This window comes from Actinomadura rifamycini DSM 43936 (genome assembly GCF_000425065.1).
GTDB classification, from domain to species: Bacteria; Actinomycetota; Actinomycetes; order Streptosporangiales; family Streptosporangiaceae; genus Spirillospora; species Spirillospora rifamycini.
In genome coordinates this window covers 366,742-390,511 of sequence record NZ_AULB01000008.1, presented here as the reverse complement: position 1 = coordinate 390,511, position 23,770 = coordinate 366,742, and the positions used below count along the sequence as shown (strand labels likewise).

The 23,770-nt window shown below is 73.4% G+C and carries 24 protein-coding genes; 8 read left to right on the top strand and 16 right to left on the bottom strand.

The genetic code is table 11. From position 1 onward, the window contains the following. Window positions 1–20: 20 nt before the first annotated feature. The 7 genes from H505_RS0106745 to H505_RS0106715 all read right to left on the bottom strand — a co-directional run bounded on the left by H505_RS0106745 (window position 21) and on the right by H505_RS0106715 (window position 6,706). A complete protein-coding gene (locus H505_RS0106745; protein ID WP_026401379.1) occupies window positions 21–980 on the bottom strand; it encodes an AAA family ATPase in 960 nt (319 codons plus the stop codon). Continuing rightward, the gene (locus H505_RS0106740) at window positions 980–2,635 is read right to left on the bottom strand and encodes a VMAP-C domain-containing protein (protein WP_026401378.1); all 1,656 of its coding nucleotides are present in this window, start codon (window positions 2,633–2,635) and stop codon (window positions 980–982) included. Before H505_RS0106740 ends, H505_RS0106745 begins: the two co-directional genes overlap by 1 nt. Window positions 2,636–2,640: 5 nt before the next feature. Then, window positions 2,641–2,994 (bottom strand): CU044_2847 family protein, encoded by a 354-nt coding sequence (locus H505_RS40185; RefSeq protein WP_034516871.1) that lies wholly within the window; start codon window positions 2,992–2,994, stop codon window positions 2,641–2,643. 91 nt (window positions 2,995–3,085) lie between these two features. After that, on the bottom strand, window positions 3,086–3,946 hold the full coding sequence (locus H505_RS0106730; RefSeq protein WP_157432926.1) for a hypothetical protein: 861 nt from the start codon (window positions 3,944–3,946) through the stop codon (window positions 3,086–3,088). Beyond that, window positions 3,943–6,117, bottom strand: coding sequence for a hypothetical protein (locus H505_RS0106725; RefSeq protein WP_026401376.1), 2,175 nt, complete (start codon window positions 6,115–6,117; stop codon window positions 3,943–3,945). The genes H505_RS0106730 and H505_RS0106725 overlap by 4 nt, the downstream gene beginning before the upstream one ends. Then, on the bottom strand, window positions 6,114–6,452 hold the full coding sequence (locus tag H505_RS0106720) for a DUF6507 family protein (RefSeq protein ID WP_026401375.1): 339 nt from the start codon (window positions 6,450–6,452) through the stop codon (window positions 6,114–6,116). The genes H505_RS0106725 and H505_RS0106720 overlap by 4 nt, the downstream gene beginning before the upstream one ends. Further along, window positions 6,449–6,706 (bottom strand): hypothetical protein, encoded by a 258-nt coding sequence (locus H505_RS0106715; protein WP_026401374.1) that lies wholly within the window; start codon window positions 6,704–6,706, stop codon window positions 6,449–6,451. Before H505_RS0106715 ends, H505_RS0106720 begins: the two co-directional genes overlap by 4 nt. Window positions 6,707–6,828: 122 nt before the next feature. Here H505_RS0106715 and H505_RS40180 point away from each other — a divergent pair, with 122 nt between their 5' ends. Together H505_RS40180 and H505_RS40175 are read left to right on the top strand one after the other, a co-directional pair. Beyond that, complete coding sequence (locus tag H505_RS40180) at window positions 6,829–7,209, top strand: hypothetical protein (RefSeq protein WP_034516870.1); 381 nt, start codon at window positions 6,829–6,831, stop codon at window positions 7,207–7,209. Then, the gene (locus tag H505_RS40175) at window positions 7,206–8,087 is read left to right on the top strand and encodes a DUF6177 family protein (protein ID WP_157432925.1); all 882 of its coding nucleotides are present in this window, start codon (window positions 7,206–7,208) and stop codon (window positions 8,085–8,087) included. The genes H505_RS40180 and H505_RS40175 overlap by 4 nt, the downstream gene beginning before the upstream one ends. Window positions 8,088–8,106: 19 nt before the next feature. Here the strand turns inward: H505_RS40175 and H505_RS0106705 are convergent, their stop codons facing one another. The 5 genes from H505_RS0106705 to H505_RS0106685 form a co-directional block, all read right to left on the bottom strand. After that, entirely contained in the window at window positions 8,107–8,853 is a 747-nt protein-coding gene (locus tag H505_RS0106705) for a hypothetical protein (RefSeq protein ID WP_026401373.1), read from the bottom strand. 48 nt (window positions 8,854–8,901) lie between these two features. Continuing rightward, a complete protein-coding gene (locus H505_RS40170; RefSeq protein WP_051300353.1) occupies window positions 8,902–10,341 on the bottom strand; it encodes a hypothetical protein in 1,440 nt (479 codons plus the stop codon). Between the two features lie 289 nt (window positions 10,342–10,630). Continuing rightward, window positions 10,631–12,415 (bottom strand): serine/threonine-protein kinase, encoded by a 1,785-nt coding sequence (locus tag H505_RS47345; protein ID WP_051300352.1) that lies wholly within the window; start codon window positions 12,413–12,415, stop codon window positions 10,631–10,633. Further along, window positions 12,415–12,945: a hypothetical protein gene (locus H505_RS0106690; protein WP_157432924.1), complete on the bottom strand. Its 531-nt coding sequence runs from the start codon at window positions 12,943–12,945 to the stop codon at window positions 12,415–12,417. Before H505_RS0106690 ends, H505_RS47345 begins: the two co-directional genes overlap by 1 nt. A gap of 305 nt (window positions 12,946–13,250) precedes the next feature. After that, window positions 13,251–13,868, bottom strand: a complete 618-nt coding sequence (locus H505_RS0106685) for a hypothetical protein (RefSeq protein WP_157432923.1) — start codon at window positions 13,866–13,868, stop codon at window positions 13,251–13,253. 254 nt (window positions 13,869–14,122) lie between these two features. On the opposite strand from H505_RS0106685, the gene H505_RS0106680 reads away from it, so the two are divergent. From H505_RS0106680 to H505_RS0106670, 3 genes are all read left to right on the top strand, one after another. Beyond that, window positions 14,123–15,070, top strand: coding sequence for a zinc-binding dehydrogenase (locus H505_RS0106680; RefSeq protein ID WP_026401370.1), 948 nt, complete (start codon window positions 14,123–14,125; stop codon window positions 15,068–15,070). Continuing rightward, entirely contained in the window at window positions 15,067–15,945 is an 879-nt protein-coding gene (locus H505_RS0106675; RefSeq protein ID WP_026401369.1) for an LLM class flavin-dependent oxidoreductase, read from the top strand. Before H505_RS0106680 ends, H505_RS0106675 begins: the two co-directional genes overlap by 4 nt. Window positions 15,946–16,040: 95 nt before the next feature. Beyond that, window positions 16,041–16,493, top strand: coding sequence for a hotdog family protein (locus H505_RS0106670; RefSeq protein WP_026401368.1), 453 nt, complete (start codon window positions 16,041–16,043; stop codon window positions 16,491–16,493). Window positions 16,494–16,495: 2 nt separating this feature from the next. Here H505_RS0106670 and H505_RS47340 read toward each other — a convergent pair whose 3' ends face one another. Continuing rightward, window positions 16,496–18,142 (bottom strand): serine/threonine-protein kinase, encoded by a 1,647-nt coding sequence (locus tag H505_RS47340; protein WP_051300350.1) that lies wholly within the window; start codon window positions 18,140–18,142, stop codon window positions 16,496–16,498. A gap of 59 nt (window positions 18,143–18,201) precedes the next feature. After that, window positions 18,202–18,732 (bottom strand): NADAR domain-containing protein, encoded by a 531-nt coding sequence (locus tag H505_RS0106660; RefSeq protein ID WP_034516868.1) that lies wholly within the window; start codon window positions 18,730–18,732, stop codon window positions 18,202–18,204. 88 nt (window positions 18,733–18,820) lie between these two features. Between H505_RS0106660 and H505_RS51470 the strand changes: the two genes are divergently transcribed. Continuing rightward, the gene (locus H505_RS51470) at window positions 18,821–20,917 is read left to right on the top strand and encodes a TNT domain-containing protein (protein ID WP_064743509.1); all 2,097 of its coding nucleotides are present in this window, start codon (window positions 18,821–18,823) and stop codon (window positions 20,915–20,917) included. Here the strand turns inward: H505_RS51470 and H505_RS47335 are convergent. Continuing rightward, window positions 20,914–21,549 (bottom strand): hypothetical protein, encoded by a 636-nt coding sequence (locus H505_RS47335; protein ID WP_157432922.1) that lies wholly within the window; start codon window positions 21,547–21,549, stop codon window positions 20,914–20,916. The genes H505_RS51470 and H505_RS47335 overlap by 4 nt on opposite strands. A gap of 30 nt (window positions 21,550–21,579) precedes the next feature. After that, a complete protein-coding gene (locus H505_RS0106645; protein WP_026401365.1) occupies window positions 21,580–22,386 on the bottom strand; it encodes a class I SAM-dependent methyltransferase in 807 nt (268 codons plus the stop codon). A gap of 104 nt (window positions 22,387–22,490) precedes the next feature. On the opposite strand from H505_RS0106645, the gene H505_RS0106640 reads away from it, so the two are divergent. Beyond that, on the top strand, window positions 22,491–22,820 hold the full coding sequence (locus H505_RS0106640) for a hypothetical protein (protein ID WP_026401364.1): 330 nt from the start codon (window positions 22,491–22,493) through the stop codon (window positions 22,818–22,820). Window positions 22,821–22,865: 45 nt separating this feature from the next. Then, window positions 22,866–23,735, top strand: a complete 870-nt coding sequence (locus H505_RS0106635) for a crotonase/enoyl-CoA hydratase family protein (RefSeq protein ID WP_026401363.1) — start codon at window positions 22,866–22,868, stop codon at window positions 23,733–23,735. Window positions 23,736–23,770: the final 35 nt, after the last annotated feature.

The following is a 23,770-nucleotide window of genomic DNA, read 5'->3' as shown; positions in this document are numbered from 1 at the left end:
CGGCGCGCAGCCGCTCGATGTCACTCATCGTCCATCGGCGCCGTCAGGTACGGCATGATGCGGTCGGCGAGCGCCCGCCGGTCCTCCCCGTCGGCGTGCCGGCACAGGTAGACGGCGTTGAGGAGCTGGTCCGTCGCGAGGGTCCCGGCCGACGACCGTTCGAGGAACCGCCGCACGAGGTCGTCGCTGCGGTCGGCGAGCGGCCCCAGATGCTCGCGGACGATCGCCGCGAGCTCGGCCTCGCCCGCGGGCTGCCGCAGCTCGACGGTGACGCAGCGGCGCAGGAACGCGGGCGGGAACTCCCGCTCGCCGTTGCTGGTCAGCACCACGAACGGGAACGCGCGGCACCGGACGGCCCCGCGGCCGATCGCGACGGTCGAGCCGTCGGCCGTCATCACCTCGGCGTCCGGGGCGGCGCGCCGGGCCAGCTCGGGGATCTCGTACTCGCCCTTCTCGAAGATTGTGAGGAGGTCGTTCGGCAGGTCGATGTCGCTCTTGTCGATCTCGTCGACCAGCAGCACCCGCGGACGCCCGTACGGCAGCAGGGCGGTGCCGAGCGGGCCGAGCCGGATGAAGCGGCCGATGTCGTCGTCCGACGGGACGCGGCTCGCCGCGTACAGCCGGGTCAGCGGGTCGTACTGGTACAGCCCGTCGCGCAGCGTCGTCCGCGACGTGATGGGCCAGTGCAGGACGGGCCCGAGACCGAGCTCGTGCGCCACCGCGTACGCCAGCGTCGACTTGCCGGTGCCGGGCGGGCCCGTCACCAGCAGCGGGCGGCGCAGGTACAGCGCCGCGTTCACCTGCTGCACCGCGTCGTCCGACGGACGGTACGTCGTCGCCTGGTGCGCGTTGCCGGAGCCGCCGTCCGGGACCGGGACGACGGGGCCGCCGCCGAACGCGCGCCACGGCGGCGGATCGGGCAGCCGGTCGATGCCGTCGTGCGGTTCGCGGCTCCCGGTGTACAGCAGCCAGTCGGGCACTATGCCTCCATCGCGAGCGGCGGGTCGGGGAGCCGGGACGGGTCGTCCCACAGCATCGTCAGGTCGCGGCCGCAGTGCGGCTCGCCCTTCGGCGCGACGAGCGCCTTCCGGCGCAGTTCCAGCGCGACGCGCGGCAGGTCGCCGGGAGGCCGCCCGCGGACGGCCGACGCGAGGTCGCCGGAGAGCCGGTGCCCCCGGCAGCCGTCGTGCGACGCGTCGTCGCAGGCCGTCCGCGGCCACAGCATCACCGGGATGCCGTTGTTCAGCGCGGCGGTCAGCCACGGCTTCACCGGCCGCGTCCCGTAGACGAGCACGCAGTAGTGCGGGTTCGCCTCGAGCCGGTCCTCGAAGTGGCTGCCCCTGCGCGGCGTGTCGCACGCGACCGGCTCCGGCTCGGCCCGCCCCCGCTCGGCCAGCACCCGCCACCGGTGGTGCGCCTGGTCGCGGCGGAACGAGTCGGGCCGCAGCCGCTCCACGTCCCGCACCACCACCGGATACCGGCGCATCCTGATGTTCTTGCCGGAGTCGAGGTGCCACTCCTCGAACGGCTTGCCCAGCCAGCCCTCCGGCACCGCGAACTCGATCATCCATTCGCGGCCGAACAGCGCGGGCGCCACCTCCGCCACGGCCGCCTCGACCGCGCGCCGCACGCCCTTCTCCGGGACCCCCGCGACATGGCGGGACGCCCCGACGGCCCCGTCCGCCCAGGTCTGCACGGTCAGGTCGAAGTCGAACGCCTGCCGCTCCAGCCGCACGATGACCGACGCGGGCGCCGTCCCGTCCGGGGGCGGGGACGCCGGAAGGTGCCGGGACGTCCAGGCGCCGAGCGCGCGCCGCCGGGGCTCGGCCAGCCGCCCGCCGAGCAGCCCGAGGAACCGGGCCAGCCGGTCCTCCGGCCAGCCCTCCGCGACGAACCGGACCGCGTCCCACGCCGACCGGAACGCCTCCACCGGCGGGCGCCCCGCCACCCCGGCCAGATCGGCCCGCAGCGCCTCCCCGCACGGCACCCCCGCGAGCACGTCCCGCAGCTCCCGGCGGGCGGGCGCGGTCAGCCACGGCAGCGGCAGCAGATCGTCCAGTTCCTCCCAGTAGCGACGGATCCGGGTGATCGGCAGCATCCACCCCCGGTCGGCGCCGCTCCTCCGCTCGGCGTTCGTCACCATGCCGATGACCTCGCCCGACGCCGTGTCGCAGACCGCCGAGCCGCTGTACCCCTCCTCGAGGACGTCGCCCGCACCGGTGCGGATCTCCCACCACTCCCGCTGCATCGACCAGCCCGGATCCGTCGTCACGGTCGCGTGCCGCTCGCCCGCGTCGCGGCGCCGCGGGAACCCGCACACGCCGAACCGGCGCCCGGACGTCCCGTCCGTGCGCAGCCGCACCGGGTCGGCGAACGCCGCCGGCTCCAGCGGGACCGGCTCGGCCAGCTCGAGGAGCGCGACATCACCCGGATCCCCGGCGCGCGCCCAGTCGCCGCACCGGACGACCTTCACCGGCAGCCCCTCCGCGAACCCGGGGAACCCGACCCGCGCCTCGTCCCGCCCGTGCACCGTGTGCGCGCAGGTCAGCAGCCGCGTCCGGGTGACCAGGAACGCCGCGCCGAGCTTCTCGCCGGCCGCGTCCCCGACCCAGGCGCGCCACTCCACGTCCGCCACGGCGGCTACGCCCCCTCGTCGTCGTCTCCCGGGGGCACCGCGTCGTCCGTCCGTCCCCACGTCATCCGGACCTTGAGCTGCCCCTCGACGGACGTCTTCGCGATGACGGCGCCCGCCTCCGCGTTCAACTTGACGCCGAACTCCAACTCCAGGACGTCCGGCCTCAGATCCCCGTTCCGCAGCGTCGCGAGCGCCGACTCGGCCGCGTCCCGCACGCTGTGCAGGGCGTCCTCGAACTTGGCGCCCGCGTCCCGCAGGATCCCGTCGCTCCGCGACACCGACTCGAAACCCGGCTCGTCATCGTCCATCTCGACGACGACGCTCCCGTTGGACGTCTCCCAGCGCACCAGTTGGTTCAAGGGGGGATCCTCTCGTTTCCTTCAATCTAACAAGCCCCCGAAAGGAACTCAGGCAGCTCAGTGAACTCCCCCCGCCCATCCCCGAAAGCACTTAGACCCGAAGCGCCATCTCGTGCGGATGACCCGGATCCAGGACGAACTCAGCACCCACGGCTGCCGAAACTTCGACCCCGCCCACACTCCGCCAGGCCGCATGCCCGGTCGCCGCCTGCAGCGCCAGCGGTGAAGTGAAGACGCCGCCGCCGTCCTCGGGGGCGAGATACACGGTCGCGTTACGGAGCCGGGTCAGGACCTCGGCCGCGGGGCGTCCGGCACGGACCGCCCGGTAGAGAGGAAGGTCGATCGCGGCGATGTCGTCGGTCGGGAGAAGCGGTTCGCCTCGACCGACGTAGAGGAAGACACCGGAAAGGTCGGGACGGGTGAGTTCTTCGAGCGTCGTCGGGCGCCAGGACACGAAACCCTCGGGCTCGTCCCAATCGGTCCAGGCGTCCCCGGTCGTCAGGGCAAGCCAGCGGAAGTCGTCCAGGTCGTAGTCCGCGGGCGACCCGTCCTCGCGCGCGGGGATCACCACCCGCGCCGCGTCCATCACCGCGTGCAGGACACCGAGCCGGCGGCGCTTGAGGTCCGCCATCTCCCGCAGCCAGCTCTCGGAGCTCTCGCCGACATCCCGATTGCGCTGCGCGGCCGACACATCCCGCTCATAGCCAGCGAGAAGAACCTCTTTGCCGGGGTGCAATTCGTAGCGAACTCCCTGGTCGCCTGGATATGGGAGACGGTGGTCGCGCTCACCCCATCGAATATCCCAGGGAATGCCATCTGGAAAAGCCTTGCAATAATAGGTCGTTCCCGTGTCGAAAGTGTGGCGAGGTTCATAGATGTATTCTGGATCCGGCATGGTCTTCAGTCGGGTGCAGGAACTGCAGATGCTCGCCGGTGGTATGATCGTCGTCATCGCTCCCCCTTGAAGTGCTTGTCGATGAACTCGCCGATGACCGCTGCGATGGGTCTCGGATTGGACGTCATTCGCCACTCGGCGAACCCTTCGGCGAGCATTTCGCTCGGATTCTGCGAGCCGTACACGCCCATCCCGTCTTCGATGGCCCGCCTGCCGAAGGGGATGGCGGGGTGAAGAGAGTCCGGGTCCACGGACACGCCGATCTTCTTCAACTCGTCGCGCAACTCGCCCGTCAGTCGCGGATCGGTGAGAATCCGGTTTCCGAGCTGATGGCCGAACTCATGGTAAAAGGTTCCCTCGGCTGTGAGTCCACCGGGGACGGCCCATCCTTCTTTCGCTCGCTCGATCGCGATGGCATTTGACAATTCCTGGTCAACGAAATTCTCCCCGTTGAAGTAGAGTCCCTGTGGCCCGGGTCCCTTCCGGTTATTGATTGAGTAGCCCATGAGGTTCGTCCCCGCGCTCGGGTGATAGACTCGCAGATCGTCGAGGCTCTTTACCCGCACGACCTCCATGTCACGGAAGACCGAAGGGTAGTCCCTGGCCGCGCCCTCCAGGGCCTCGGCCAGCCCCTCGGCGTTGCGGGGGTCGATCGGGTAACCGGTGAATTCGACGTCCACACCGTGTTCCGCCGCGATGCGCCGTGCGCGCTGCTCGGTGCGTCGCAGGTCCGCGAGCTGCTCGGGACTCAGAGAGGGGAATGACGCGGACGGGCTTTCGTTCGCGTCTCCTCGGCCCGGTATGTCATCCGTGCTCGGAGCGCCGGACTCGCTCCCCTCGGGCTTGGCCGGTGCCGCCGGGCCGGGCTCGCCGTCGTCCGGGCGTTCGGGGGCGGTGGGGAGGTCGTGTGGTGCGGGGGTGTCGTCCGGTGCGCGCATGGGGTGGTCGGTCGCGCCGGTCTCGGCCGTCCGGGACGGGGCCGGGGCAGGGCGCGGGGCCGGGACTTCGGGCGCGGCGGGGGCGGTTCCGGGGCGGTCCGGGGCGCCGAGGTCGTGCCTGACGTAGGCGAGTTCCCGTTCGTCGAGCTCCAGGTCGTCGATCAGCTTTTGCAGTTCGGACGCCGTGGGTGCGCGGGCGGGGGCGGGCAGGTCGGTGTCGGGGAGGTCGGCGTGGGGGATCGGGCCGTCAAGGTGCCGCAGAGCACCGCCCTTGCCGAACACCTTGAGGAGGCCGCCGCCCTCGAGCAGCAGCGAGGCGGCGTTCAGCCCGCCCAAGGAGAGGACGTAGCCGGGGCGGTCGTCCCATTCCCGCCAGGGAACCATCGCATCGATGAGCGACGCTTTGGCGTCGAGCCGGTTGGTCACGAAGCGCTTCGGGTGGACGCCGTCGCCGTCGACGATCCAGCCGTCCTTGCCCTTGATGCCCGAGAGGGCGAGCCCGGCGGTGCCGAGGCCGGCGGCCAGGTCGGTCCAGTTGTCGCGGAGGTTGCCCGCGATATCGCCGAGCCCGGCGCCGAACGCGGCGCCGTTCTCGGTGTCGGTCAGGCCGGTGAGGTCGGTGAAGGTGTCGAGCAGGCCACCGAAGAACGTCCCGAAACCCGCGCCGACGTCCTCCCACCAGTAGGTGTCCTCGCCGGGGGTCCCCCAGGGCGTTTCGGCGGCGTCGGGCAGGTTGTGCTCGTCGGCCCCGTAGACGACCCAGTCCGGACGAGCGGGAGTGCCCGCGGGTACGTAGCGGGCGCCGCCGAACGTCGAGGAGATCCGGTTGGCGCAGTCGCGTTCGGCGCCCTGGTATTCGGCGAGGGCGTGGGCGACCGCGCCGATCAGGATGTCGTTCTTCTCGGTGAGCCGCCCGTCGTGGGTCCAGTCGTCGTCGCCCGCGATCTCGTCGCGGAACGCCGCCGCCTCCAGTTGCAGGCGGCGGAGCCGCTCGATCGCCGCGCGCGCTTCGGCGACGAACGTCAGCAGGGCGTCGCCGACGACCGTCAGGGCCCGTTCGGCGTCGTCGCCCGCGGCGGGGACGGGACGGATCGCGGCGAGCAGCTCGCCGGCCTCCGGTGCCCGGTAGGCGTCGCGCAGGCCGCTCCATGCCGCGGCGATCCGGTGCCCGGTTGCGGCGATCGCGGCCCCGTCCTTCTTGATGGCGCGGGCGGCGGTCTCCAGTCCGGCGAGGTCGGGGGTGGGGATCCGGGCGGCGATCGCGGCCGGGTCGACCGCGGTCGGGCTCACCGGCCGATCCGCGGTGCGGGGGCCTTCGCGGCGTTGCGCTGCGCCTCCCGAGCCATCTCCAGGTCACCGTCGACGTACGCCCTGGTGGCGGTGGTCGCTCCCTTGACGCAGCCGGTCGCCTTGGCGGCCATTCCGGTCAGCACGGGTTTGTAGGTGGCGACGAACGCGGTGAGCGCGCTATTGACGGGCATGCTGTCCGCCGCCGCGTCGGCCTGGTCGATGTGCCCGGCGAGCGACGTGAACCGTCCCGCCAGTCCGTCGGCGCCGAGCACGTGCTCCTTGATGGGGGCGAGCGCGGCCCACACGCCGCCGGGGTCGATGTCCCAGGCCGTCATGCCGGAGTCTCCCGCTTCCTGTCGCCACTGAACCGGGCGGGCCGGAAGTCGTCCGGAGGAGGGGCGGTGGCCGATTCCGGACGTGTGTGCCGAAAGGTCAGCGCAGCCAGTTCGCCGAGGGCCGCGTCGAGTTGGTCTGCGGCCTTTTCGACGCCGGCGGAAAGCTCCGCGGTCAGGTCCCGCAAGGTCGGCGGCTGATCATCTTGGGCGGTCGAGGGCGAAAAATGCGGCGTATCGACCAGGTCGAACTTCACTGTGCTCCTCGGCTCGGGGGGACAGCGTCGGATGCGGGGCGAACGGTATTATTCAGGCCCTGCGCAGTGATCGTCCACAGAATTGGTGACAGGGGGCGTGACGCTTTGTCAACGTACGGTCCGTGGACGGGATCCGTGGCGCGATGACCTATGACCTGGTCGTTCTACTGCCCGTGCCGCCGGACGTCGCGGACGTCGTCGGCGGGCTGGTCGGCGCGGGGCCTGGGCTGCGGGTCCGGCCGGATAGCGGCGGTGCCGTCCTGCGCCTCTACGACGGCGACCGTCCGGTGCTGGGCATCGAGGACGCACGCCGCGTGGACGTCGCCGACGACGTGCGGCGACTCCTCGGCCCCCGGGCGGACGAAGGGCTCCGCGTGCCCTACTGGTGGACGGAGATCCGGGCGTCCGGCGCCGACGGTGACGCGGCGGCGGCCCACCGGCTCGCGGACGAACTGGTGCGGCGGCTCGGTGGTCGGGTGTGGTCGCCGCGGGAGGCGTGTTGACCGTCCATCCGGCCGTGGACACCCGCACCGATGCGGCCGTGGTCGTCGTTCAGAATCGGCCGCTGGTGCCGCTGTCGTCCTGGCTGCTCGACGCCATCGCGACCACTGACCGTCCAGCGTTCCACCTGCTGACGCCGCACGACTCCCGGATCACCCCGCCGCTGCGGACCGCGCTCGACGGGACCGGCGCGCGGTGGGTCGTGCAGGAGCCGGGCGACGCCGGGTATTACGACGGGCTCACCGGCGAGCCGCTGGACTGGGACGGTTCGATGTTCGCCCCCGTGCCCGGCGCGCCGCCCGCCGCCTACGAGGCCCACGAACGGACGGACGGGCACCACCTGGTGCTCACGGTGAGCGTCGTGCACCGCGCCACGGCGGCGCTGGAGCTCGGCCGCACCGCCGAGACGATCGGCGAGACCCTCGCGGGCACCGCGCCGCGCTGCTGGGGGACGAGCGAGCCCGCCCTGCGGGCCTGGGACCGGGCGATGCTCACCGACCTCTGCCGCCGCCGCGCGCCACGGGGGACCTTCCTCGTCGTCGCGGGGCCCGGACGCGCCTTCGTCGGCACCCAGCGTGTGACGCGGGCGGCGGGCGGCGTCAAGGAGACGCTGACCTTCGTCGTGGGCGGCGCCGGGCCCGAGCCTCCGGTGGGCCCGCTCGTCCGCCTCGCCGACGGGCTCGCCGCGGACGGCGTCCTGCACGCCCTCACCGCCCACTGGACGGACGGACGCGCCGACCTCACCCACGCGCCGCACCGGCCCCGGGCCCTCGAACTCCTCGGACTCGCGATCGGCGAACGCGCCGGGGACGGTCGGGGGCGGCCGATCGGTACCGACGACCACCCGGGGACCTGGTTCGGGGCGGACGGCCGCGGCTGACCCGCGCGGATGTCCGGGGTCAGTGGGGCGGGGGGAGCGGGGAGACGGCGTTGCCCAGGTCGCAGCCCGCCTCGCCGGGCATCCGCTGGATGCGCGGCGGCACCCACACTTTCGTCCCGCCGGGCGCGACGCGGGCGACCGTGCAGTCGAGCGCGTCACCGAAGTACGGCTTGACGGTCAGGACGACGCCGACGACGCCGTCCACCGTCGGGACCGTCCCCACCCGCACCTCGATCCGCGGGTCGAGGCCGAGGGACGCGACGGCCTCCCGCACCTCCGCCTCGTCCACCGTGCCGCCGGCCGGCACGCGCGGCAGCGCCTTCCCGATCTCCTCCACGGACGGGATGTCGGGATCCTCCGGCCACGGCGCGAACGTCAGCGGCGCGCCCGCCGGGCAGTCGACGCCCGCCGGTTCCTCCCGCCACTCGGTCCGCTCGGTGAGCCGCAGCTCGAAGCAGCGCCGGACGGTGACGGTCTGCTGATCGTGCGGCCACGCCTCCCGCCCCGTCCCGGGCACCCGGACCACGATCGTCGCGCCGGTCCGCCCGTCCGGCCGCACCCGCAGCACCTCGACGCCGTCGATGTCGTCCGCGAGATGCCCGATGTCCTGCGCGGGCCGGTCCGCGGCGTCGTACAGCTCCGCCGCGACCCCCCGGGCCGTCGCGCGGGCGTCGTCGGCCGCCCGGCCCTCGCCCGACCCGCCCGCGAACCCGCAGGACGTCACGGCGAGCAGCGGCGGCAGGGAGAAGAGCAGGAATCGGCGCACACCGTCACGCTCGCAGGTCGGAACCGTCCGCGATATCCGTACAAGTACTCAGGTGCGGGCCGGTTCGGTGTCCCGGGCGCGCGCCGTCCCCGGCTCGTCCGGCTCCCCGTCCCGCTGCGTCGGCCCCGCCGGACGCCCGCGTCCCCACGCCACCGCCGCCGCGAAGCACGCGAACGGCATCGCGGGCAGCATGTACCGGTAGTCGAAGTCGACCGTGATCGGCGGCACCGCCAGCAGCGTCACCGCCGACGCCCAGAACAGGAACGTCCGCGGGCGCGCCCGCCGCCGCAGCAGCCCCGCCGCGCCCGCCAGCAGCACCGCGCCGAGCACCGTCCCCGGCACCCGCACGTGCTCCTGGTACCAGCGCATGACGTCCGCGTACGGGCCCACGATCCGCGTCTCCCCGGACCCGTGCGCGTACTCCCGCACGACCTCCGTCCGGTACCCGCCGCCGATCACCGGCAGGTCCTGGTGCGCCCGCGGCTCCGTCGGGAAGTGGTACCGCGCCTCCGTCCCCACCGTCGGGTACCGGTCCCGCTCCCACGCGAACGTCCGCACGAAGAAGTCGTACGCCACCACCCGCGCGTAGTCGAACGGCTGGTTCATGATCGCCCACACCGCGAACCGCTGCGCCAGCGCGTTCGTCTCCGCCGGGAACGGCTCCCCGTCCGTCCACCCGGTCGGCGAGTTCGCCTCCCAGATCTGGTGCGACGACGCCGGCCGGTCGTCCGGCGCCCCGTACGGGCACAGCCGCGCCAGGTCCGGCGGCGGCCGGTGCGCGTCGCAGTCGGCGAACGCCGCCGTCCGCCCCCACAGGAAGATCCCGTCCACGCCGCTCATCCCGACCCGGCCGTGCTCCGACCCGTACCACGCCGCGTAGCTTCCGAGCGGCAGGACGAACGCCGCGCCGAGCGCCGCGACCGCCGTCCACCGCGTCCGCCGCAGCAGCAGGAACACCACCACGATCACGAACAGCGGTACCCCGACCGTCCGGGTCACCGACGCCAGCCCCAGCAGCGCCCCCACCACGGCGGCCCGCCGCCACCCCGCCGCCCCCGGCCGCGCCATCAGCAGCATCGCCCCGAACACCAGGACCGTGAACAGCGTGTCTGACAGCAGCAGATGCTCGAGCTCGATCTGGAAGGCGTCCAGCAGGACCGGCGCCACCGCCAGCGCCGCCCAGTGCCGCCGCACCCCGAAGTCCCGGACCAGCATCCGGTACCCCAGCACCGCGATCCCCACGACCGCCGCATGCTGCAGGAACGTCACGAGCGCCAGGCTGTGGAACGGCTTCAGCGACCACAGGAACAACCCGTACCCGGACGGCCGCAACTGGTGCGGGAACGGATCGTTCGCGATCCGCAGGAAGTCGTAACTGTCGTTGAACCAGAGCGCCGGCGGAAACCCGAGCATCGTCGTCACCCGGAGCAGCACCCCGGCGAGCAGCACCACCGAGAACAGCCGGTTCCCCCGCACGGCCGCCCACACCGAGCCTGCCTCAGGACGACGGCCGAACCTAGGGGAGAGCAACACGAGAACCTAACTCTGGACGTGCGACGGACGGAGACCACCGCGGACCCGGCGGGCGCCGCGCACCGGACCACCGGGCGGCCGGTCTCCTATGCGATTGTCGGCGACGAGCCGCGGCGCGGGGGAGACGGGGGAAAAGAGCGGATCGCCGATCCGTCCGGCGATGATCCTGAGCGACGTGCCGCGGCCCCGCGCGATGGCGGCGATCATAGCAGCGGCCTCCCGATGCCTCGGGCGCCTCGCCGCCTCAGCTGTCCTCCAACACCTCCAACACCGGCAACCGCCCCTCCGTGATTGCCCCAGCCGATTCCGGCGAAATCGGCTCCCCTTCGAGAAAGGTCTCGCCCAGTCGGGGCGGCACAGCAGGGGCGACGAGGTACTTACCCGGCGGGAGTGTCTTCGGCCCGGGTAGTGTGACGATCCGGGTCTCTGTCCACCTGCTCATGAAGGCGCACTGCGCCATGACATATGGCTGTGCCTCGCCAGTCATTTTTCTTGATGCGCGTAGGATGATGGCGTTCGCATCCTTGGGTGGATCATCGCGATGCGCCGGCGGTGAGGGGTAGAGGGCTAAGATAGCCGATTTTTCGTTTTGGTCGTGCGCCACGTAACCGCCGCCGAAACCAAAGGAGTATTCGCGCTCCACGTCTGGACGATTCGAGTTCTCCCCGTAGCACTGTCGCTGCCCGTTGGGCAGGTAAACACCGCCCCAGGGTGTGCGGGCGCGGAAGTGCAGGATGAATTTGACTCGTGAACCGGGTTCAGCCCTAGCCGGTGTCGCCGACAGCTTCAAATCCATCCAAGGGGTCTCGGATGCGGGCATGTTCGGTGAGCCGACGAGAACTCCAGGTTTCGTGAAGTACCCATGCACTGCGCCATGGCTTACTCCTCCGGCGTCCGGCGGCGACGGCCAGAACAGCCACCCCGCGACGACGGCTCCCGCGCCCGCCGTCCCTATGCCTGCTACGCCCTTGCCCCCACCCAGCTTGGACAAGAATCCCTTAGAGGTGGACCCGGCGGCCTTGGTGACGACATCCGCCGTTGCGGCTCCCTGAACGTATCCGGTTCCCGAGACCGCCTGACCGGCCACGCCCGAGGCGGCGGCTCCCGAGCCTGCGCCCAGTCCGGATACGCCTGGAGCGAGGAGGGCGGTGCTGAACATGGCCAGCGGGACGGCCGTTCCGACGAGCGCCGCCAACGCGCCGAGGGCGATGAGTCCTCGTCGTTCCCACTCGGGACCGTACGCCCGGGCGGCAGTCTCCTCGAGCTCCCGCACGAACTCGACCGCGCTCCACATCCGCTCGGACGGATTTTTCGCCATGCCGCGCTCGACCAGACGGTGCAACTCCTTGGGAACGCGGTCTAGTGGCGGCCGGGTGCTGATGTGCTTGGTGCGCAGTTCGTCGATCGTCGTCGCTTCGAACGGCTTCCTGCCGGTGATGCATTCGACGAACACGCACGTAGCCGCATAAAGGTCGGTGGCCGGAGTAGCGGGGTCGCCGTTCCACTGTTCCGGCGCCATGTACGCGGGTGTGCCGCTCTTGTCCCCCTGGCCGGTGAGGACGGCGATGCCGAAGTCGATCAGTTTGCTCCGGCCGTTGTCCTGCACGAGCACATTCGCCGGCTTATAGTCGCGGTGGACTACACCGGCCTCGTGAGCCGCCGCCAGACCGAGAAGCGACCCCTTCAGCGCCGTAAGGGCGGCTTCGGGCTGGAGTGGCGCATCGCGTTCGTCGAGAACGCGGCGAAGCGATCGGCCGGGAACCGCCTCCATAATGATCGCGGCGCCGTCCTGCCATTCCACGAAGTAAAACAAACGCGCCACATGCTCATCGGCCACTCGCCTAAGAGCTTCGGCCTCGCTGCGAAAGGTGTCCTTTGCCGCGGCATCCGTGAGCAGTTCGGTGGCCAGGTACTTTACGGCGACGGGAACGCCACCGGACTCGTGCCGAGCGAGGACGACGCGGCCTTGGGCACCCTCGCCCAGCTTGGCGACCTCGACGTATCCCGGCAGGCTCCGACCGTGGGGCATCAGTGTCCTGTGTTCGTCTGAATCTCGCCTACGACGAGCGGTGTTGGAACCGAGGTCATGCTCTGCTGGCCGAGGCTCCCACCGGCCGCGTCGCAGTCGGATCCCTCACACGTCCAAGAGACGTTCCACGCAATCGTCGCCGTGATCCTGTAGGCACCGCCGGGCCGACCGGCCGAGGCGCGTTGATACGTGTAGGTGCAGGTAGCGCCGTTCTCGCTGCCGCCGTTGTCGCAGACGAGTTCCTTCTCGCCGAGGTCCCAGGTCACCGAAATCGGCGTGGCGGTCGCCTGAACCGTCTGGTCACCCACAGTGATGGGTTCGGTCTGTACGACCTCGAACCCGTCAACCCAGAGTGATGTCTCAGTCCGCACGTAGGTCTTGTCGGCCGGCGCTGTGTGAACCCTTGGTACCGGGAACGCAGTTGCGTCCATGGCTCTCTGCACGAGTTCCCAAGTCGCAGGCGCCGCCGCTACAGGCGGTGGGGCTCCCGCGTCCACAGGCACGAAGCCTGTTGCCTGGTCATCGGTCAAGCCCTCATGCGGCGGAGGGAGTGCAGAACCCCCACCGCCGGATCCACCGCCTCCTGAGGAGTTCCCTCCGCCAGAGGAGCCGCCCTCCGTAACTCCCTCGGCACAGCTCATTTCCCCCCCGACTTTCTGGCATGGCGCGGCATGTGCCGGAAGGGCGGTGACGAGCGGGGTAGCGAGGACGGTGGCGGTGAGGACGGTCGTGGCGGTGCGGCGCCGACGGTGCAGGGATGGAGTTCGAGGCATCGCGTGTCCTTCGTCGGACGTGGCGGTGGTGGTGGCGGAGCGGGGCGGGACGGCGCGGGGGGTCAGCATGCGCGGTCCCGGACGGACGCGGCGACCTTCCAGGTTCCGGAGTCCCACTGGACGGTCGAGCGGTAGAGGTACGCGTCGCCGGGGCCGCCGCCGAGGCGTTCGCCGGTGGTGGCCGAGTAGCGGTAGCCGGCGAGGGTCCGGATGCAGTCGATGACGTACACCTTGGTGCTGTCGGTCGACTTGGCGTAGACGCGGGGGTTGTGGGTGTTCGTGAACCGCCAGATCTCGCCTTCGGCCCGGGTCGCCTCGATGTCGTCGGTGACCTGCGTGAGGAGCGGGTCCAGGGCGACGGACGCGAGGCGGGACGGGTCGTTCTTCTCGTACGCCTGCTTGTAGACCTTCTGGTACTCGCGGTACCGGTCGAGGACGGTCTTGTACAGCCGGGCGGTCGGGACGGCGGAGGGGGCGGGCGCGGCGCGGGTCGGGGCGGACGCGGGGCCGGTGGCGAAGGTGCCGGTCGGGTCGAGGTCGCCGCCGGAGGTGCCGGACGTTCCGCAGCCCGCGAGCACGAGGACGAGCGCGGTCGCGCACGCGGACGACGTGCGCGCCGTCGGCGCCGGGGCCGCACGGCGGACCGTCCGGGCGGGGGAACGTACCAACGGGGCGCGCATCGCCATCCCTGTTCGTCGTCCGGCAGCGGGGCGGAGTACGGCGAAAGCTTACAGATGCGGCCGGGGGCGGAAAAGGGATTCGTCAGCCCTGCGTCCCCCGTGTGGCGGGAGTGGTCGGTACGGGCAGGCGACGGGGGCGTGGCATCACGCCGGGTTCCCTCCTTCGCCGGTGCGCGGGCTTGAGGTCAAGTCTGGTTGAGGTTGCATGCTGCCCGTGTTGTGCGGTTTTCGGTAGTGCGGCCAGTGGAGGCGGTATGCGTGCGGTGTGGTTGACGGAGTTCGGCGGGCCGGAGGTGCTCGTCGCGGGTGAGGCGCCCGATCCGGTGCCGGGGGACGGGCAGGCGCTCGTCGAGGTCGAGTTCGCGAACATCACGTTCGTTGAGACGCAGATGCGGGCGGGCGGTCCGTCCCCGTTCGGCGCGGAGCCGCCCGTGGTCCCCGGGAACGGGGTCGGGGGGATCGTGACGGCGGTCGGGGCGGGCGCCGATCCCGCGCTGGTCGGACGGCGCGTGGTGAGCGCCACGGGCGGGTCCGGCGGCTACGCCGAGCTGGCGGCCGTGGACGCGGCGGGGGTGTTCGAGGTGCCGGACGGGCTGGGCCTGGACGACGCGGTCGCGCTGCTGGCGGACGGCCGCACGGCCGCGATGCTGCTGCGCGCCGCCCCGCCGCGTCCCGGCGAGCGCGTCCTGGTCGAGGCGGCGGCCGGGGGCGTCGGCACGCTTCTCGTGCAGCTCGCGAAGGCGGCGGGGGCGGTCGTCGTCGCGGCGGTCGGCGGGCCGCGCAAGGCGGACGTCGCGCGCCGGGTCGGCGCCGACGAGGTGGTCGACTACCGCGAGCCCGGCTGGACGGCGGGCGCCGGCGCGGTCGGTGTCGTGTTCGACGGCGTCGGCGGCGGCATCGCCCGGGAGGCGTTCACGCTCCTGGGCGACGGCGGACGGATGGTGTCGTTCGGCCTCGCGAGCGGCGAGTGGGCCGGTATCGCGGAGGAGGACGCCGCCGCGCGCGGCGTGACGCTCGTTGAGCTCGCGCCGACGCCGGAGGAGGTGCGGGCGTGCACCGAGAGGGTCCTCGCCGACGCGGCGCGCGGTGCGGTGCGTCCGCTGATCGGGCGGCGCTTCCCCTTGGCGGACGCGGCGGGCGCGCACGCGGCGATCGAGTCGCGCGGGACCGTCGGCAAGACGCTGCTGGAGGTGCGGCGATGAAGATCGGGCTGAACCTGCCGAGCCACGGCGTCGACACGTCCGCGACGGTCGCCGGGCACGCCAGGCACGCGGAGGACGCCGGGTTCGAGTCGGTGTGGGTCGGCGACCACCTGATCCCCGCCGGGCGGCCGTTCCTGGACGCGACGCTCGTCCTGGCCGCCGTCGCGGCCGTGACGCGGCGGGTCCGCGTCGGTTTCGGCGTCATGGTGCTGCCGCTGCGGGAGCCGGCCTGGGCGGCGAAGCAGATCGCGAGCCTGCAGCACCTGTCGGACGGGCGGGTGCTGCTGGGCGTCGGCAGCGGCGGACCGGTGCACGGCGACGCGGCGTTCCGCGCGGTCGGGGTCCCGTTCGCCGAGCGCGGACGGCGCACCGACGCGGCCCTCGAAGTCCTGCCGGGCCTCGTGGAGGGGAAGCCGACCCTGGTGGACGGCGCGGAGGTGACGCTGTCGCCGGGGGCGCCGATGCCGCCCGTGCTGATCGGCGCGGGGCCCGAGCGGCGCGTCGCCCGCTTCGCCGACGAGTGGTATCCGGCGTTCTCGACGCCCGCCGAGGTGGCCGCGGGCCTGGAGCGCATCGCGCCGCTGGCCGCCGAGTACGGACGGCCCGTGCCGAAGGTGACGGTCGGCCTCAGCTTCGGCCTGGGGGACGTGCCCGGGCCGGAGATCGACGCGCAGGTGCGGGGGCTGACCGAGTACGGGATGAGCGAAGAGGCCGCGCGCGAGAGCCTGCTCACCGGCGGTCCCGCGCGGGCGGCCGAGCGCCTCGCGGAGCTGGCGGAGGCCGGCGTGCACCGGGTCATCGGGATGCCGTTCCCTGCCGACCGCCGCCGGCAGGCGGACCTGCTGGCCGAAGCCGCCCGCCTGGCCGGGGGCTGAGCGGGCCGCGGGGGCGCCCGCACCGCGCACCGCGTCCCGCGCGATGATCGTGCTTCACGGCCCGCACGCGGGCCCCGCACGGAAGGGCGTCCCCTGTGGCCATCTCGCTCGCGGAGCTTCCCGGCCTGGTCGGCCGGGAGCTCTTCTGCTCGGAGTGGGTCCGTCTCGACGCCGCGGACGAGGAGGCGTTCGGGCACGCGACGCTGCTGCGCGAGGAGTTCCTCGGCCGCTCCCCGTCCGACAGGGATCCGGACGGGGAGCGGCCGGTCTCCGGTTTCCTGCTGCTGTCGATGCTCGTGGCGTTCCACAAGCGCGAACTGGATTTCGGCGGCGCGTCCGGCTTGAACTACGGCGTCGACCGGGTGCGGTTCCTGAGTCCGGTGCGGAGCGGCCGCCGGGTCCGGGTGCGCGCGACGCTGATGGACGTCCGGGAGAAGGGGCCGGGGCGCACGCGCGTCCTGACCCGGAACGTCCTGGAGGCCGAGGGCGCCGACGCGCCCGCGATGGTCGCCGACTGGATCGCCTTCTTCGTCGAGGAGGGCGCCTGAGCTCAGCAGGGCGGCCATGTCCCCTCGGACGTCCGGCAGAGCGGTTCGCCGTCGGCGTTGTAGTGGATGTTCGGCGAGTACTTGGCCGCGCCGAGCTGCGGGTCGGTCGTTCCGTCGGGGTCCGCCATCGCCCAGGCGGCGCCCTGGAAGGAGACCCCTTCGAGGCCGGACACCGAGCACTGGCCCATGTCGCTCCACCATGAGCCCCGGGGCGCCAGGCTGATCCCTCGCCAGGGGGACGAGCGCTGCGGGCAGCTCTTCGTCGCACCGTCGTGGTACTTGACCAGCGCGACCACGGTCACCTGCTCGGCGCCCGTGTTCTTGACCTGCATCCCGAAGGTCGCGGACGCGCCGGCGACGTTCAGGCGCGTGCACACTCGCACCTGGAGCGGTGACCCCTGGACGGCCGACCGCCACGAGCCGCAGTGAAGGTCGGGGCCCGAGAAGGGCCGGCTCGGTGTCGTGCCGGTTGTACGCCGGGCGGACGGTCCGGTCTTGTTCGGCCCCGGCGGGTCCGACTTCGCCGCCGGAGCGGTCTTCCCTGACCGCTTCGGTGACGGCGAGGGCGACGGTGCGGCGGGCGAGGGGGCGGCGGCGTTCGCGGGGGCGGTCTCGGCCGGGTCCTCCGAGGCGCTCGGCGGTTCCCCGCCCGTCAGGGCCGGGGCGACCGCGTACGCGGCGCCCGCGATCACCGCGACGGCCGCCGCTGCCGCCGCGATCCGGCGGCCCGGCTTCCGGGGGGCCGCCGGCGCCGCGGTCCGCTCGGTCGCGGCGTCGTCCGGACGCGCCGTGTCCTCCGGGGCGCGGGAATGCCGGACGGGGCCGGGGAGGTCCCGGAGGCGTTCGGCGACCTGGTGCGCGGTGGGACGCCGCGCGGGGTCCTTGTGCAGGCAGACCCGGACGACCTCGGCGAGCGACGGTTCGAGGCCGGTCAGGTCGGGCTCCTCGTGCAGGACCGCGTGCATGACCGTCGCGACGCTCGTCCCGCCGAACGCCTTGCGGCCGAGGGCCGCGAAGAGGACCGTGGCGCCCCACGCGAACATGTCGGCCTCGGGCCCGGCCCGCTCGCCGCGCAGGTGCTCGGGGGCGGTGTAGCCGGGGGTGCCGATCACGGCGCTGCCGTGGGACTGGCTGAGGTCGAGCGCGCGGGCGATGCCGAAGTCGATGACGACCGGGCCGTCCGGACCGAGCAGGACGTTCGCGGGCTTGAAGTCGCGGTGGACGACGCCCGCGCGGTGGATCGCGGCCAGTGCGGTGACGGTGTTGTGGGCGAGGCGTTCGAGCGCGGCACCGGCGCGGGGCCCGCGGCGGGCCACCGAGTCCTGCAGGGACGGCCCGTCGATGAACTCGCTGACGATGTAGGGCCGGCCGTCCTCGACGCCCGTGCGGAGCACCTGCGCGGTGCAGAACGCCGCCACCCGCTTGGTGATCTCGACCTCGTCGAGGAACCGGCGCCGGGCGGCCTCGTCGACGATGAGGTGCTCGTGCAGGAGCTTGACCGCGGTCCGGCGGCCGTCGTCGCCGACGCCCCGGTAGACGGTGCCCTGCCCGCCGGACCCGAGGCGCCCCTCCAGCCGGTACGGGCCGATGGCCACGGGATCGGACGGCCGCAGCGGCGCCGTCCCGGGCGCGAGATCGTCACTGGACAACGCCGTGTTCCTCATCGTCTCGATGCGTGCGGCCGCAGGGCCGGACCCTCGAAATGATCTTAAGGTCGGGCGAGGGCGTCGCGGGCTTCCATCAGCGCGAAGCCGAGCAGGTTGGTGCCCTTCCACCGGGACGGCCGCCGCGCGTCGGGGTGGTGCTCGTCGAGCCCGATGCCCCAGACGACGTCCTCCGGGCTGGCCTCCACCAGGGCCTTGCCGCGGGTGGACGCCAGGTACTCGCGCAGGTGCTCGTGGGCGGCGAACTTCGCCACGCTGCCACGGACGACGATGCCGTACCGGTGCGCGGCCCACGTCTCCTCGTCGAAGCCGCGCACCTCGCGCCCGATGCTCTTCGCGATCGCGGGGGACGGGTTCGCGAGGATGCGGGACTCGGCCCGCCGGTCGCCGAACAGGCGGGCCTTCTCGGCCATCATGTAGTGCTCGGCGGTGGCGTACTCGACGCCGTCGATCGTGAACGGGGCGTGGAGCCACTGGCTGAGCTGCCCCTTCGGCCGGGGGCCGCCCCAGAACAGCACGAACTCCGGGAGCTCCCTGCGGGTTTCCAGCTCGAGCAGCTCTTCCATGGTCATCATGCGTCCGAGCCTGCCGAAGGCCGCGGGGGGTCGCAATCCGGTAATCCTGGCTAATCTTCGTGGAGAGAAGATCGAGGGGGATTGCCCGGTGGCGCAGCAGCAGGATCGCATCGCGGAGCTGGAGGGACGGGTCGTCCGGCTGGTGCGGGACCTGGCGCCGCCCGGGTGGCGCCGCATCGACCTGCACTGCCTCGCGACGATCGCGGTGAGCGACGTGGCGCTGACCGTGCTGACCGGCGACGGCAAGACGGTGACGCCCGCCGACGGCGTCCCGGAGGAGCTGACCGGCGCGCTGCTGGACCTGCGCCGCGCCCACTACCTGTCCGAGCAGGGGACCTGGTTCTCGATGACGCTGATCGTCGAGCCCGAGGGCGCGCGGCCCCTCTACAACTACGACTTCGACCCGGAGTGGGATCCGCCGATCCCGGTGGACTGCTGGCGGCGCGACCAGATCGTCATGCCGCGCGAGGGCGTGCACATGCCGGCGTGGCTGGCGGCCCGGCTGGACGACCGCGAGCCGTCCGGCGACGACGGCGCGCCCGCCGCCGGGCCGCTGAACCCGATGGAGCAGATGGAGCTGCTGTCGGGGCCGCTGAGCGTGCTCGTCGCCGACAAGGCGCCGCCGCTGTGGCAGAAGGTGTTCGGCTACTACCAGGCGGCCGGCGGGCACGTCGAGTTCCCGCCGATGATGTGCTACAAGGCCGACGGGACGATGTCGACGTGGGCGCCGCCCGCCGCCGCGGCGCGCGTCCTGGACCGGCTCCGCGCCGGGACGCACGGGTTCCAGGGGTCCACCTGGTCGCGGATCGACTTCGAGGTCCTGTACGAGGACGGCGGCGTGCGGTGCCGGGCGTCGTTCACGTTCGACGACGAGCCGCAGTGGAACGCCGCGCCGTCCGCCGACGACGTCCGGCGGGAGCTCGAGCGGTTCCCGCGCGAGGACGTCCCGGAGTGGATGGCGCGGCTGCTCGGGCCCGCGCCCGCCCCCGCGACGGTGGTCGCCGCGCCGGAGGAGCCGGAGCGGCGCGCGCCCGGCGGGCTGCGGCGCGCCCGCATCTTCGACCGGGTCGACCCGGAGGACGGGCGCCCCGCGGTGTCCCGCCCGCCGGTGCCGCCGCAGGAGGCCGGGCCGCTCGCCGAGTACCTGCGCGGCGCGCCGCTGGTGATGGCCGCCCGCTCCTACGCCCCGGACCGCCTCGACCCGTCGCGCGGCGACCGCGTCCCGCTGACCTTCCACACCGACGGGACGTGGGTGTGGTCGGGCGCGGTCGGCTACTACCTGCGGGAGCACGGGGTGCCGCCGGAGCCCGACCTGGTCGCGCACGCCCGCGCGCAGGGGTTCCGGGTGCCGCCGGTGGACGACGACGCGATGGACGCGGCGGGCGCGTCGGTCACCGGCCGCGACACCGGGCAGAGCCCCCGGACGGTCGTGGAGTCGCCGGGGCCGCGCCCCGGCGACACCGCGCCGTACGCGCCGTTCGGCGCGGACGGCGGGACGGGCGAGCGGTCCGCGCCGCCGCGCACGACCGTCGAGCCGGCGGACGTCCGGCCCGCGCCGCGCACGACCGTGGAGCCCGCCGGCGCCCGGCCCGCTCCGGCGCCCGGCCCGGGGACGCGCGTCGAGGAGGAGTGGGCGGTCACGCTCCGGTCCCGCCTGGACGACCTGGGCGTCGACCCCGGCGAGTACCGCATCCGCGGCGACGCGGACGGCGCCTGGTGCCTGCGCTACGACGGCGGCCGCTGGGCGGTGTACCGGACGGACGGCGGCGAGCGGCAGGGCGCGGCGGCGTTCGACGATCCGGCGCAGGCCGCCGCGTACCTGCTGGGCAGCCTGCTGATGGCGCCGCGCCGCGCCGGGCCGATCGACCCGCTGGACGGGGAGCCGCCGCTGACGCTGCTGCGCGACCGGCACCGCACGCGGCTGGCCGCCGGCACCGAGGTCGACCGGTACGGCCCGCCCAGCGGCAACATGACGTACGCGGCGCGGACCCCGTTCGCGCGGCGGTCGCTGCCGCCCGACTGGGAGCGGCGGCCGTACCACGTCTACCGGCTGCGGCGCCCGCTGGAGGCGCTGACGGGGACGGCCGTGCCGTGGTTCGACCAGCCGGGCGGCGGCACCGCCTACCTGTTCGCGCGGCCGGTCTCGGCGCTGCTCGCGGACGGCGCGCTCATCGAGATCACCTAGCGCCCGATCGCGGAGACGAGGTCGAGACCGAGGATCAGGTCGAGGTGGACGATCGTCTCGAGCTTCGCGCCCGGCGGGACGTCCGGGTCCGCGGCGAGCCGTTCGAGGACGGCGAGCGCGCGCGGGCCGTCGAGGTCGTCGGCGAGGGCGCCCTCGGCCTCGGCGGCGTAGCCGCGGTGCAGGGGGCGGCCGGGGGCCGTGGCCCACTCGGCGACGCGCGAGCGCCAGCGGGCGAGGTCGTCGCGGGCGCGGGCGACGTCGACGAGCACCGGGTCGCGGTAGCGGGCCCGCAGCAGGGCGAACCGGACGGCGAGCGGGTCGCCGGGCACGCGCCCGTCGGAGAACACGACGAGCGAGAACCCGGGCGCGGGCGTCGGGCCGATCAGCAGCGCCCCCTCGGGCGCGGCGTCGGCGACCTCGAAGTCGGGGACGCGCAGGTCGTCGAACGTGCAGCCGTCCGGCGCGACGGCCGGGGCCCGCGTGACCCGGGCGGGGCGGCGGCCCCGCTCGGCGAGCCGGCGCAGCAGGTCGGCGGTGACGAGGGCGCGCGCCCCGCCGCCGTGCAGGTGGATCCGCAGCGGGCCGGGCGGCAGGTCCTCCACCCGTCCGGTGCGGTGGTCGTAGAGCCGCATGATCACACTCTACGTTCGTGCTCGCCCAGGTCAGAGGGGCGGGTCGGTCGGCAGCGGGCCGCCGGGGATGTGCGGGGCGCCGTCCGGCTTGCGGACGGCCGCGAACCGGAGCCGCACGTAGTCGGCGACCCAGCCGGACTCGCGGCGCAGCGCGGGCGCGGCGAGGTCGTTGACGCGGGTGAGCAGCGGTTCGACCAGCTCGGGCGGGACGGTGTCGAGGGCGCGGCCCGCGTAGGCGCGGATCCAGTCGGCGGCGCCGTCGGGGCCCTCGACCATCCGGGTGGGGCGGTCGGCGTGCTCCAGCAGCCGCAGCGTGAACCCGGCGTCCTCCAGCTTGGACGCGTACTCGGCGGGGCTCGGGAAGTACCAGGGCAGTTCGGGTTCGCCGAGCCCGAACACGCGCCACGCCGTCTGCATCGCGGCGACGAGCTCGGCGCAGTTGCCCGCGCCGCCCAGTTCGCCGACGAACCGCCCGCCGGGCCGCAGCGCGGCGTGCACCTGCCCGATCACGGCGTCCGGGTCGCGGGTCATCCAGTGCAGGGCCGCGTTGGACGCGACCGCGTCGAACGACTCGCCGACGGTGAAGTCGTGCGCGTCCCCGACGATGAACGCCAGGCCGGGGTGCATGGCGGCGGCCTGCGCGACCATCTCGGGGCTGCCGTCGATGCCGAGCACCTCGGCGCCCCGCTCGGCGATCTCCGCGCTGAACATGCCGGTGCCGCACCCGAGGTCGATGATCCGCTCGCCGGGCTGCGGGTCGAGCAGGTCCACCAGGGGCGCGCCGTGCGCGGAGACGTACCCGAAGGCGGAGTCGTACGTCGTCACGGCCCAGTTCACATGAAACAAAATATCGGACAAAGGCTTGCTTACATGGTCGGTTGGGGAGTGCGGACGGCCGGGCGTGACCCGTCTCACGCCCGCGCGCCCCGTACGGTTCGTGCATGAGCGAGGTCCGCATCACCGGCGCCGAGGGGCCTGACGGCCTGTCGCTGCGCACCGTCGGCCTGTCCGTCCGGGGCCGTCCCGAACTCACCGTCTCCGGCCTTCCGCCCTACCTCGGGCACGGCTGGGCGCGCGTCCTCGGCGCGCTCGCCGTGCGGGTCGCGGCGGCCCCCGAGGTCCCCGCGGAGGTGGAGCTGGCGCCGGACGTCGTCGTCCGGCTGCGTCCCGCGGGCGGCGCGCTCACGCCCGTCCCGCCCGCGCCCGATAGGGACCCGGACGAGTGGCGCCGCGAGGTCGTCGTCGCGCTGTTCCCGGAGGCGGACGCCTGACCGGCCGCCTCTAGAATCGCGTTCTAAACGAGAGAGGGGTCGCGAGTGCCGTACGAAGAGATCGAGTACGAGGTCGCGGACGGGATCGCCACGATCACCCTGAACCGTCCCGACCACATGAACGCCTACACGTTCACGATGCGCAACGAGATGCTCGACGCGTTCGACCGGATCGACGCCGACGACGCCGTCCGCGCGGTCGTGGTGACGGGCGCGGGCCGGGCGTTCTGCGCGGGCGCCGACCTCAGCACCGGCGGCGGCACGTTCGACCAGGAGCGGTCGAAGGAGATGTTCGCCGGGGACGACCTCCTCGAGGACGGCACCCCCCGCGACGGCGGCGGCACCGTCGCGCTGCGCATCGCCCGCTGCCTCAAGCCCGTCATCGGCGCGTTCAACGGCGCCGCCGTCGGCGTCGGCGTCACGATGACGCTGCCCATGGACGTCCGCCTCGCCGGCGAGAAGGCCAAGTTCGGGTTCGTGTTCGCCCGCCGCGGCATCGTCACCGAGGCCGCGTCGAGCTGGTTCCTGCCCCGCGTCGTCGGCATCTCGCAGGCGATGGAGTGGGCCGCGACCGGGCGCGTCTTCGGTGCCGACGAGGCCCTCGCCGGACGCCTCGTGTCGCGCGTCCTCCCGGCGGACGAGCTGCTGCCCGCGGCGTACGCGCTCGCCCGCGAGATCGCCGAGAACACCTCGGCGGTCTCCGTCGCCGCGATCCGCCGGCTGATGTGGTCCGGCCTCTCCGCGCCGTCGCCGTGGGACGCGCACGTCGCCGACTCCCGCCTGATGGCCGCCCTCGGCGGCGCGGGCGACGCCGCCGAGGGCGTCACGTCCTTCCTGGAGAAGCGCCCCGCCGAGTTCCCGCTGAAGGTCACCCGGGACCTCCCGCCCGAGGTCCCCGACTGGCCCGTCCGCTGACGCCGCCCCGCCGCCGCCCGCCCGCACGGGCGGGC